The 12638-nt window shown below is 38.1% G+C and carries 9 protein-coding genes; 3 read left to right on the top strand and 6 right to left on the bottom strand.

The features are described from left to right. Positions 1-102: 102 nt before the first annotated feature. Positions 103-765, top strand: coding sequence for a metal-dependent transcriptional regulator (locus G9H65_RS02780; RefSeq protein ID WP_166373801.1), 663 nt, complete (start codon positions 103-105; stop codon positions 763-765). A gap of 18 nt (positions 766-783) precedes the next feature. Here the strand turns inward: G9H65_RS02780 and G9H65_RS02775 are convergent, their stop codons facing one another. From G9H65_RS02775 to G9H65_RS02760, 4 genes are all read right to left on the bottom strand, one after another. Beyond that, positions 784-3723 carry a DEAD/DEAH box helicase gene (locus tag G9H65_RS02775; protein WP_166373800.1) on the bottom strand — a complete coding sequence of 980 codons (2940 nt, stop codon included), beginning with the start codon at positions 3721-3723 and terminating at the stop codon, positions 784-786. Between the two features lie 109 nt (positions 3724-3832). Further along, on the bottom strand, positions 3833-4660 hold the full coding sequence (gene prmA, locus G9H65_RS02770) for a 50S ribosomal protein L11 methyltransferase (protein WP_166373799.1): 828 nt from the start codon (positions 4658-4660) through the stop codon (positions 3833-3835). Between the two features lie 6 nt (positions 4661-4666). Beyond that, positions 4667-5614 (bottom strand): MlaD family protein, encoded by a 948-nt coding sequence (locus G9H65_RS02765; RefSeq protein WP_166373798.1) that lies wholly within the window; start codon positions 5612-5614, stop codon positions 4667-4669. A gap of 8 nt (positions 5615-5622) precedes the next feature. Next, complete coding sequence (locus tag G9H65_RS02760; RefSeq protein ID WP_166373797.1) at positions 5623-6423, bottom strand: N-acetylmuramoyl-L-alanine amidase family protein; 801 nt, start codon at positions 6421-6423, stop codon at positions 5623-5625. Positions 6424-6585: 162 nt separating this feature from the next. On the opposite strand from G9H65_RS02760, the gene G9H65_RS02755 reads away from it, so the two are divergent. After that, the gene (locus G9H65_RS02755; protein WP_166373796.1) at positions 6586-9303 is read left to right on the top strand and encodes a putative LPS assembly protein LptD; all 2718 of its coding nucleotides are present in this window, start codon (positions 6586-6588) and stop codon (positions 9301-9303) included. Here G9H65_RS02755 and msrA read toward each other — a convergent pair. After that, positions 9300-9857 carry a peptide-methionine (S)-S-oxide reductase MsrA gene (gene msrA, locus G9H65_RS02750; RefSeq protein WP_235927446.1) on the bottom strand — a complete coding sequence of 186 codons (558 nt, stop codon included), beginning with the start codon at positions 9855-9857 and terminating at the stop codon, positions 9300-9302. The two genes, G9H65_RS02755 and msrA, sit on opposite strands and share 4 nt — an antisense overlap. A gap of 161 nt (positions 9858-10018) precedes the next feature. Here msrA and G9H65_RS02745 point away from each other — a divergent pair, with 161 nt between their 5' ends. Continuing rightward, positions 10019-10657 (top strand): phosphatase PAP2-related protein, encoded by a 639-nt coding sequence (locus G9H65_RS02745; protein WP_166373795.1) that lies wholly within the window; start codon positions 10019-10021, stop codon positions 10655-10657. Here G9H65_RS02745 and G9H65_RS02740 read toward each other — a convergent pair. Next, positions 10654-12582, bottom strand: a complete 1929-nt coding sequence (locus tag G9H65_RS02740) for a polysaccharide biosynthesis protein (protein WP_166373794.1) — start codon at positions 12580-12582, stop codon at positions 10654-10656. The two genes, G9H65_RS02745 and G9H65_RS02740, sit on opposite strands and share 4 nt — an antisense overlap. Positions 12583-12638: the final 56 nt, after the last annotated feature.

The raw sequence follows: 12638 nt of genomic DNA, 5'->3' as shown, positions 1-12638 counted from the left end.
TATAACAAGAATTGCGATTAAACAAAAATATTTTTTAGTCGAGGCTAAAAATTTATTTTGTGTCTCATTTTGCTTACTTTTATACGAGCTTAATTTTAGAAAATGGCAACATCATTTGCGGAGGAAAATTATTTGAAGATTATATATCGTTTATCAGAATCGACTTTAGAGGATATTTCTACCAATGCAGTTGCCGAATTAACCCAAACTAAAGCCGCCTCTGTCACGGACATGCTACGAAAATTAGCAGAGAAAGGCTGGGTTAATTATCAAAAGTACCAAGGAGTACGACTAACCGAGGAAGGAGAAAAAATAGCTCTGTCGGTCGTTAGAAAACACCGTTTATGGGAAGTTTTTTTGGTAGAAAAAATGGGGTTCAACTGGGATGAAGTTCATGAAATTGCCGAACAATTAGAGCACATTGAATCCGAAGCGCTAATCAATAAATTAGATGAGTTCTTAGATTTCCCTAAAACAGATCCTCACGGGGATCCTATCCCCAATAAAGAAGGCATTCTTCCTGAGCTAAGCTATGTGCTTCTGTCCGATTTAAAAGAAAATAAAGCGTGTGTTTTGATGGGGGTTGCCAAGGACTCGGCTATTTTTCTTCAATTGCTCACACGACTAAATTTGAGCCTTGGAGCAAAACTCATGGTAAAAGAAATCAATCCATTTGACCGCTCTGTTTCCGTGTCCATTAATGACTCTGAACCTGTATTCATTAGCCATGAAGTTGCTAAAAATATTTTGATAAAATTAGGCTAGATTGATCTGGTTATCAGCTTAACTCAACAAATCCAAAACCTCATCTTCACTCAGGTTTCTTAAAATGCTTTCATCTGACGTGACCAAATCATTGGCAAGATCCAATTTCCTTTGTTGCAATGCTAAAATCTTCTCCTCCACCGTTTGTTTAGAAATAAACTTGTAGGTAAACACCGTCTTAACCTGTCCAATTCGATGCGCTCGGTCAATCGCCTGTGCCTCTGCTGCGGGATTCCACCAAGGATCTAATAAAAAGACATAATCTGCCGCAGTTAAATTCAATCCTACTCCTCCGGCTTTTAGGGAAATCAAAAATACCGACTGACCATCTGCTTTCTGGAAACTTTCCACCTGCCCTTTTCGGTCAGAGGTGCTTCCATCCAAATAAGCATAGGCGATGTTTCTTTCATCCAGCGCTTTTCTAATCAATGCCAAATGTTGGACAAACTGACTAAAAATCAACACTTTATGATGTTGCTCTAAAACGGTCTCTAACTTTTCTAATACCGCTTCCATCTTACCTGATTCCCCTACATATCCTTCTTCACACAAGGAAGGGTGATTGGCCAATTGACGTAACTTGGTTAAACCTTGTAAAACAGAGAATCGTGATTTCTGTAAACCTTCATCTTTGATTTGCTTTAACAATACATCACGGTAAAAGGATTTCGTTTTATCGTACAATCTCTCCTGCTCCTCCGACATCACGCAATACGTAACCGATTCCATTTTTGCTGGTAAGTCAGCCGCTACTTGTCGTTTTTCTCTGCGTAATAAATAAGGCTTAATCAAGAAATACAAACGCTTCTTTTTATCCGAATCGGCTTTCTTTTCGATAGGTACTTGAAATAAATCTTTGAAATACCGCTGTGAACCCAATAAACCTGGATTGACAAAATTCATTTGTGACCATAAATCCATGGTTGAATTTTCCAGTGGCGTACCTGTCATCACCAATCGGTATTTAGCCGTAAGCTTTTGAACTGCCTTGGTAATATTAGCCATTGGATTTTTAATGGCTTGGGATTCATCCAAAATCACATAACTGAAAGCCTGCTTTTCAAACCAATCAATGTCGGAACGTACCATTCCAAAAGAACAAAGTATTAAATCAACTTTGCCTAATTGGGCTTGTAATTTTTCCCTTTGAGGGCCACTATATACTAATACCCTTAACTGAGGAGTGAATTTTTTGGCTTCCATTTCCCAGTTATACAACAAGGAAGTGGGCATCACCAATAAACTAGGCAAGGTCTCTCCTTGCTCTTTTAAGCTTTGCAATAAACACAAAGTTTGAACGGTCTTTCCCAATCCCATATCATCTGCTAGGCAGGCTCCTAGGCCTGCTGCTTGCCTTGTCCGCATCCATCGGTAGCCTTCCATTTGATAAGGCCTCAAGGTTCCCTTGAATTGCTTGGGAACGGGGAATTCTTTGGTCTCTAAAGCCAAATCTTGCATGGTTTTACTACGCAAAGCGGTTTTGACCAAATCCTGATTTTCCCATTCTTGAACCAACTGAAAATGTTGACGCTTTAAATATACCCCATCTTCTCCTGGTCTAGTCTCTGAAAAATAGAATAGATCTTGGTAATCATGAAACCAATTTTCTGGAATGATGGCGATGGAACCATCTGGCAAATGAAACTCTTTCTTTTTCTGTAAAATCAATTGGCGGATTTTCAAAAAAGGTATTTGGAATTCCCCAAATGAAATAATCGCCTGAATATCAAACCAATCTAATTTTTCTCCGATTCGAATTTTAATTTCTGGCTTCCCGAGGAAATACCGAGGTGCTTGACCATCGCCTTTAAACTGCACACTGAATCCCGCTTGATCTAAAGCAGCCTTATGCACCGTCAACCATTGAACAGCTTCCCCTCTTGACAAGACGGCTTTCCCGTCAACTTCAATTTGTAATCCTAATGATTTTAATTGCTGATAGGCTCTTTTTTCTTTGGTCAAAGAGCGCATGATTTTTTGGAAAGCATAACTATCGCCTTTTTTCTCAAACAAGACATTGGCCTCAGAGCCTAATCCGTCCCAAGGAAAACGATTATTACCGTATTGAAACGATAACACAAAATTCCATCGGTCAGCCGCTTCTAATGCCGCTGATTTTTTACTTGGAACCTTTTCCTCTTCTAATTTATTGACGACAGGACCGTAAGAAAGTAAATATTGACAATTCTTTTCCGTATTAAATATCTCAAAGCCTTTGGCATGTACGGGGTACCTAGCCACCATCGCTTTCACAAACTTCCGGAAGTAATCCTCTTCCATGTTTTTAGGAATGACAACAAACTTCTTATTTAAGAATGGTCGCAATTTTTTACCTTCCAGCGCTGGCTTAAAATGATACAGCTTTTGGTTCAATAACATCCAAGCTGGTTCATCACACAAGACCATGGCATCTTTGTATTGAAACTCCAATTTATTTCCAGCGTATTTCAGCGTGGGGAAATAGTGAGTATTCTCCTCATTTCGCATAAAATGGAATAACACCTCCACTGGTTCGGGTTGTATCTGCACTTGCTGGCGCATTGGATTCCCGTCATTACCCATGATGAATAAGGTCTTATCGGGACAAATCAACTCAAAGACTTGACCACGCTTTTTTTCGACCACACTTAGAACCGCTTCTTGAATTTCTTTCTCTCCCTTTTCTGCATCAAAAGTTTTTAGATAAAACTCTTCCATCGTTTTACGCTTGGAAGTATTAAACTTTTCAAAAATGGCAGCAGGCTTCATGCCTTCGATAAACTTCACAGCTTGCTCATCACGCTCATCTAAGCCATGAGCAAACTCATGAAAATTTCGTGTCGTTAAAGTCTGATATTCCCAGGTTAATTGAGATTTTTCATTTAACTGTACCACAAAGACCTCGAACAAATAGCCGAGACATTCATGGGATAACAAAGAATACATTACCTGAAAAGGCTTACTGGGTGAGATCTTCATGTACTAGTAAAGCACTCGAATGCACGAGTTCTTAGAGTAAAACCTTCAAAAATAAGGTTTTTAAACGAAATACCGAAAAAATATAGGCTAATATTAGAAAACTACAAAATTAAAGCTTTCTCAAGTGTAAGCAGGTCCATCGATTCTTTTCCTTTTCTGAGATAAAAGAAAGACCAGCTTCTGAGGCTTCTTGTAACAATAGTGGAACATCTTCCTGATAGAAACCACTCAATAATAAATGCCCACCAACTTTAATCCGACGCGCATATTCCGACATTTCATCCAATAAAATATTACGGTTGATATTGGCTAATAACACATCATATTCCTCCATTGATTGATCGCGAATCGTCCCTAAATCAAATCGAATCGAACTTAAGTCGTTCAATCCTGCATTTTCTATAGAATTTTCGACAGACCATTCGTCCACATCAAAGCCATTCACTGGATTAGCTCCTAATTTTTTAGCCACAAAAGCCAAAATCCCCGTTCCCGTTCCTGCATCTAACACAGATTTTCCTTCTAAGTCCAAGGTAAATAATGTTTCGACCATTAAACTGGTCGTTTCATGATGACCCGTTCCAAAAGACATTTTGGGATTAATGACTAGCTCCATCTGATAGCCTGGCTCCGATTCATGAAAGCTGGCTCGAATAAATAATAAATTAGAAATTCGAATGGGATCATAATTACTTTCCCAAACTTGATTCCAATTCTGCTTTTCGATTCGTCCCATTTCTACTTCGATGGGTCCTATAGCTTGATAACGTATGATAATTTCTTGAAATGCCTCCTCATCAAATAAAGCTTCAGGACAATAGGCAAAAAAACCTTCCTCTGTATCTTCGAAGATATCAAAGCCTATTTCGCCAAGTTCCGCCAATAAAATATCCGACAATTCAGTAGAAGCTGAAATCCGTGCTTGAATCGTTGCCATGTTTAATTAATTACTAGGAGGTGTATCCTTCTTACCAAATACGGAAATATTCACGTATCGCTTAGGTTGCAAACGGAAGTCGATCAATAATTTATCTAAATCCATCAAAGTCTTATTCAATCCCACATACAAACTATCATTCTTCAAGAATTTACCTGCTGTACCTTGACCTTTTTCCAAACCAGAAACAATGCGCTGAATGGATGCCACAGCTAAATTAGCCTCATGCAATGTTCTACCCACTTGTAAAGCTTGTAGTGAATCAGCGACCGTATTAAATTTGACTAAAATGGGTTTCAATTGCTTTTCGGTTTCAATCAAACTTTGTGACAAAATTTTCATGTTGGCAGAAATCTGAGCAATGTTATTCCGATTTTCTTCCACCATACCATTCACAGAACCATTAATTCCATTGACCGTACTATTCGAACTTTTGATTAGTTCATTCAAATAGGTACCTGTATGTTCAAACTTTTTACTGATTTGACGAAAAGAAATTAAGAGAGAGTCCGCATTTTCAATAACAGGAATAGCTCTTTCTTTCAATAAGGAAGTAACCCCTTTTTCTAATGAACCAGGGATAAATGATTCTTCGGGCAGTATCCCTTTGCCGCCAAATTCTAAACGGATAATTTTACCTCCTAAGAGGGCGCCATCCATCAAAATAGCCTCGGTCTTATCTGGAATAACTAAGTCTTTCGCTAACCGAAGCGTTACTAAAATTTTATTTCCTTTTTCTGGTTGTAAGGTGACCGACTTCACTTTGCCAACTTCAATCCCGTTGACCATGACTTGATTGGAAACCATTAAACCATCCACATTGTCATATTCAACATAATAGATTCTAGAAGAAGAAAACACATCGTTTCCTTTTAGAAAATTAAAGCCAAAATAGAGGATTAAAAAGGCGATTAAGGCCAAAAACCCAACTTTTAATTCATTACTTTGAAACATGTCAGAATCTATTTTTCGATTTCTTCCTTATACTTTTTAAACGCTCCTACGATAGCATCAGCTACTTCCGATTGGCCTTTATCTGAATTTAAATAACCCTCTTCTTCAGGGTTAGTTAAAAAGCCCGTTTCAATTAAGACACTGGGCATGGCTGTCCGCCAAATAACTAAAAAACCCGCTTGCTTAACACCAAAACTTTTTCTGTTGTATACTTTAGCAAACTGCTCTTCTATTTTAGAAGCAAATTTCACCGAACTAGCCATAAAAGCACTTTGGTAATTTGCCATCATAATGTGGGCTAAAGGAGAACTAGGATCAAAGCCATTGTAAGTCGTTTGATAATCTTTCTCTTGTAAAATAACCGAGTTTTCTCGCTTGGCTACGTTTAAATTGCCATCCGTTTTATGCAAACCCATCGTGTAAGTTTCTGTTCCATAAGCCGCCTTATTGGGGGCTGCATTACAGTGTACAGAGATAAATAAGTCAGAACGATTGCGATTGGCAATGTTGGCCCGCTCATTTAATTCTACAAAATCATCCGTATCTCGTGTATAAATCACTTTCAAATCCGGAAATTCACTTTTCAATCGTTTACCCACTTCTAGGATAATTTTCAAAGTCACTTTCCCTTCTTGGGCACCCTTGGGGCCTAAACATCCTGGGTCCTTCCCCCCATGACCAGCATCCAAACAAATCGTTTTAACCAAGTTACGCTTAGCAGGACGAGTAGGCTCAGGAAGACTTGGTATGGCTGCGATTAACAAACATGTTAAGGCAAATCCAACAAAAGCTCTAAGAACTGTAAACATTATTTTAATGAATTAGACGTAGGTTAGTCGCAATGATGTAATTTTGTACGCTTATACAAAGACAAATATAATTTTTAAATTCCATCCTTCGTTCATTAACATGCGAATTTATCACCAATCCATTGATGATGTCCACATGATGAACGTTGAACCAGCGCTGATTTGATAAAGAATTGCATCTATTTTCTTTTCGTTGTTTTATTTGTAACCTGCATAGGCCTACCTAATGTCCATGCTCAACGAATTGTTCGCGCCGATACCATACAAAAAAGCATTCCTAAAGATACTGCCAGCAAAAGTCAAGATTTACAAACGACCGTTTTTTATTCTGCCGTAGACTCCACCGTATTAGATGCTGATCAACAAATCGTCAATTTATATGGTGGCGCTAAAGTAAAATATGGCAATATCAGTTTAGAGGCAGAATACATCCGCTTAGATTGGGCAAAAAACGAAGTCTATGCCAAAGGGACATTTGATACCACCAGCAAAAAGATGGTCGGCCTTCCTGTATTTACCCAAGGGAGCGACAAATATGATTCTGATGAAATCCGATATAATTTCAAATCGAAAAGAGCTATTATTAAAGGTATAGTAACTCAACAAGGCGAAGGTTTTGTCCAAGGAAAAAATGTCAAAAAAGATGAAGAGGAAAATCTCTACATCCGAAATGCTATTTATACCACCTGTAATTTAAGCCATCCCCATTTTAATATTCGGGCGAGTAAAATTAAAGTAGTAGGTAAGAAAGAAATCATCTCGGGACCTTTCCATTTTGAGCTAAATGATATTCCGCTCCCCATAGGTTTGCCATTCGGGTTTTTTCCTTATTCTCAACCTAAAGAAGCTGGGAAGTCCGGTATTCTAATCCCTACCTATGGAGAAGAACCTTCGGGCAGAGGGTTTTATTTACGTGATGGTGGCTACTATTGGGCGGCGAGTGAAAACATTGGCGTTCGATTCACCGGACAAATTTATTCCAAAGGTGGCTGGGGCTTAGGAGCTAATTCCCAATACAACAAGCGTTATCGATATACAGGCTCATTCAACTTGGCCCTAAATCGCAATAATTCAGGTTCAGAATTTAGCCCATCAACACGTACGGATTTTGCCTTACAATGGTCGCATAGCCCGAGAAGTTTGGGTAATTCCAGTTTCTCTGCTTCAGTTAATATTGCATCCAATTCTTACAATCAATTCAACACCTTCAATACACAACAATACCTTTCTAATACCATTGGTTCATCTGTTCAATATACCAAAGCCATCGGTCAAAATTTCAGAAGTGGTATCAGTTTGCGAATCAACCAAAATACGACTACCCGTGTTTTTGATGCAGGGACTGATTTCAATTTGGGGCTCAACCAGTTTCAGCCTTTTAAGAAAAAGAATGCCATTGCCGATCGCTTCATTGATCAATTTAGAATCGGAATGGACTTTTCTGGTACGGTCAGTTTGACGAACCAAATTTCTGATTTATATACACGATACGAATTTGATGTGTACCCTCGTGAATCCAATAGTCAACGAGGAATCATTCAAAAGCCATTTATTCCAAAAAATGCGGATGATTTACCTCCTGGTGTGATTCCATTGAATGGAAGCACACTCCCGATGTTATTGGAAAAAGCTCAAACTAAATTCAATTATAGCATTCCATTATCCTTACCCAATATTAAAATCAATCCATACATTAACTTGACTCCAGGAATTTCTTGGTCAGGAAATATGTATACTCGTTCCTACAAATACACCTACATGCCTACGGATTCTACTGTCAGAATAGATACGGTTGGAGGGCTACCTAAATTCAGTTCCCAGATTTCCTTTTCTGCCAGCATGAATACCCGTGTATATGGAACAATGCGTTTTAGCAAAGGAAGGCTACAAGCGATTCGACATACCATGGCTCCCAGTGTCAGCTTAAGCTATACTCCTGATTATTCAGACCCCACCTATGGGTATTACCAAGATGTCCGTATCAACAATAGAAAATTCATCAATACCAATGGCGAAGCACAAGTTGGTGATATACGTAGAATCAGCACCTTTGACCCCCGTCAATTAAGTTATGGAGGAGCTTCGGGAAGTATTAGCTTTGGTATACAAAACACCCTAGAAGCGAAATTGAAAACCAAGTCTGATACAGCGACAAAAGAATCAGAAAAGATTAACATCCTGGACAACTTTGGAATTAATGGGAGCTATAATTTATTAGCCAAAGAATTCAATTTGTCCAATTTATCCTTTAATGCCAATTCCAGAATCAAACAATTTGATATTAACATAGGAGGTAACTTAGATCCCTATTTATACGTTCCAGACCAGTCTTTTGCTGTGGTGGGTAGAAGAACTCCTGATTTAATGGTCACTAAAGGAGAAGGGTTGGCCCGTTTACAATCCTTTAATTTATCCATTGGTAAAAGATTTGCACCAGCCAAAGGCCAGGGAGAAAAGGTAAGTAAAAATGCCTCTGAGGCACAATTAAAGCAAATTAACAGGAATCGTGATGACTATGTGGACTGGAATATCCCTTGGTCTTTTTCATTCAGTTATCAATTTAGCATGAACCGAGCAGGTTTAGCTCCATCTCAAAATATTAGTGGTTTAACTTTTCAAGGAGATTTGAGCCTAAGTGAGAAATGGAAATTTTCTTTTAGCTCTGGATATGATTTCAAATATAGTGGACTGACCTATACCAATATTTCAGTACATCGAGATTTACACTGCTGGGAACTAAATTTCAATTGGACGCCAATAGCTAGCCCATTTTATGGAAGGGCCAGCAACTATTCTTTCGATTTACGCGTTAAATCAAGTTTATTACAAGAACTGAAAATTTCAAGAAGAAGAAGTTTTTATGATAAAGGAGGCTTCTAATTTAATTTGTCCTTGAAAGCTTTAAGGAATTTATCCATCTTAGGCTTAATCACAATTTTGCAATAAGGCTCTTCTCCGTTTTGATTGAAGTAATCTTGATGATAGTCTTCCGCAGGATAAAAAGTGCTTTCCGCTACAATTTCGGTGACAATGGGATTTGGAAAAACTCTTTTAGCATTCAAGTTTTGCTTCCACTGATCTGCCGCAGCTTTTTGCGCTGCTGTATGATAAAAAATTGCCGAACGATATTGTGTTCCTACATCAGCCCCTTGACGGTTCAAGGTAGTAGGGTCATGGGTCTGCCAAAATACTTCTAGTAAAGTTTCAAATGAGACCACCTTAGGGTCGTAGGTCAATTGGCAAACTTCAGCATGGCCTGTTAGCCCTGTACAAACATCACGGTAACTTGGGTTTTTCATTTTACCCCCCATGTATCCAGATACTACTTTTTGTACACCTTTAACCCGTTGATATACTGCCTCCACACACCAAAAGCATCCGGCACCAAAGGTTATCGTTTCCAGTTGTGCATGACTAGATTCTGTATTTGTCATTTTTGTATTTATTTTATCTTTTGTAGCGTTTCCACATGAAAAATGAGAAAAGCTTATTACTATTCCGAGAATTACCCAGGCATTTTTCATCAATTTCTCCATTATTTTAATTTTTAACGTAGTTTTGCGGACTTAAATTATAGATAGAACCAAAGATAAGCATGAAAAGTTATATTCAATCTGTTCGAACAAACTGGTCAAAGGCTTGGGAGGAAAGTGCTTTTCGATGGAAATTCGTGAGTGCCCTACTAGTTTTCATGCTTTTCCCATGGAAAGCCGACGATTATTTTCAGTGGATTCAAATGCGCGAAGGTATGTTAATCCAAGACATCATCTTAGCACATATTCCTGCTTTCAATGTCTCTTACCCCATATTTAGCATCATCTACTGTAGCGTCATTTACTTACTCATTCGACTAATTCCCCATCCAAATACCTTTTTATGGTTCGCTTGGGCATTCAATCTTGAAACCCTAATTCGACTTAGCTGCATTTATCTTATTCCATTGAATCCACCCCTCAATTTAGTGGATTTACATGATCCTCTGGCTGAAATTTTTATTTATGGGGAGAATTTAGCCATTACGAAAGATCTTTTCTTTTCGGGTCATACAGCTACTATGGTTTTTGTATGTTTCTTTCTTCCTAAAACTCAGGAGAAAAAATGGGCTTTTGCATTAACCTTGTTACTAATGGCACTATTACTTGTCCAACATGTGCATTATACAATGGACGTGATAGCGGCTCCGATAGTGACTATTGGAGCTATTTACCTAGTAAAAAGGTGGTTGAAAATCTAGCCTTTGGAACGGATTGAAACTTTATCTAACTGTTCGAAAACAGAATTATTGGATTTATATTCTGGAATAATATCCTTGATTTTTGAAACTAGTTGATTACTTGTTCCATGTTCCAATATATGTTCTAATTCATTGGATTGAATCTCCATATAAGAATAACTTGGTGTATTTACTTTGGCAATTAAAATCTTAGGATGATGTGTTGGCAAGGTGTTTTCATTGTTATTCAACAACTCTTCATATAATTTCTCTCCTGGGCGTAAACCTGAAAACTTAATTTCAATGTCTCGGTCTACTCGTAATCCACTCAGGGTTATCATCTTTTTAGCCAAGTCGATGATTTTTACCGAATCACCCATATCAAATACAAACACTTCACCCCCATTTCCCATGGTAGCTGCCTCCAAAACTAATTCACAAGCTTCTGGAATAGTCATGAAATATCGGGTGATATCTGGGTGAGTAACAGTGACTGGCCCTCCACGTTCGATTTGTTTTTTAAATAAAGGAATCACAGACCCACTAGATCCTAATACATTGCCAAATCGGGTGGCAATGTATTTGGTGGAGATACCCTCCAAATGATTCATGGATTGGGTGTACATTTCGGCTAATCGCTTTGTAGCACCCATAACGTTGGTTGGATTCACTGCTTTGTCAGTAGAAACCATCACGAAACGCTCGACATGATATTCGGCTGCTAACTCCGAAAGTATTTTAGTTCCCAAGACATTAATCCGAACAGCCTCGTAAGGATTACTTTCCATCAATGGAACATGCTTATAGGCAGCTGCATGAAAAATAAAGTTAGGCTTATGGGCTGAAATTATCCGAGACATACGTTTTTGGTCCGTTACATCGGCTACATATACGGACAGCTTCGTATTAATGGGAATACTTGATGAGATTTCAAATTCGAGGTCAAATAAGCCAGATTCAGCCTGATCAACTAAAATGAGGGATGCCGGCAAGTATGCAACTAATTGTCGCACTATTTCACTTCCAATAGACCCAGCCGCACCAGTAACTAAAATGGTTTTGCTGTATAATTGCTCTCCGACTTGCTTGTTATTCATTTGAATAACATCACGGCCTAGTAAATCTTCAATTTTTACATTATGAATTTGATTGACGGCAAACTCGCCTCCTACCCATTTTTCTACAGGAGGAAGGATTTTAACCACTACTCCCCGATCCAAAAAAGTATCAGTAATTCGCTTTTTCACCTTAAGCGAAATATTATTGATGGCCATAATAACTTCAAGCCCATCCGTTTTTTCCACAAACTTATCCATGGCTTCCGTCAAACTGTAAACCCGAATACCTTCAATGGTCTTTCCTATCTTGGATTCATTATCATCAATAAAACCTAATATGGTATAATTAATGCTTCGATCATTGTTTATCACATTTTTGGTTAACATTCCTGAGTACCCAGCCCCATAAATCAATATCCCGACAGATGGCCTAAATTCCCTAATAAAGGATTCATAGAATGATTTAACCCAAAATCTTAATGAAACCATTAAGAATAAACAGATAAAGAAATCAATAACTAAAATGGACAAAGGAACATAAAACAAGGTGTCCAGATTGAAGTAATAACGCACGACCAAAGAGAGAATGGTAGCGAAGAAAGTCCCAGTAAAAACAGCTTTTAAAATAATAACGGCATCCTCTATACTGGTATGACGAATTATTCCGGTGTAGGATTGGAAATACAAAAAAGACAGCGCCCTAAAAGTAAAAAGGAATAAGAAATGGTACTTAAAAACATCGAAATTAATGTCTGTTAAGCGAAAATTCATGCGAAGTAAGGTCGCCACAGAAAAGGAAAAAACCACAATCCCCAAATCAAAAGTAAACACTAACCACCTGGATAGGAAGGTATTGGAGTATTTTCTAAGGAATAAAGATTGTGACATAGAGCCCATTTACTTTCAAAGTTCCCTATTGAAGGGAATTATAACAAAGTTAATAA

Source organism: Aquirufa ecclesiirivi (assembly GCF_011250515.1).
Classification (GTDB): domain Bacteria; phylum Bacteroidota; class Bacteroidia; order Cytophagales; family Spirosomataceae; genus Aquirufa; species Aquirufa ecclesiirivi.
This window is presented reverse-complemented; position numbering and strand designations above follow the sequence as displayed.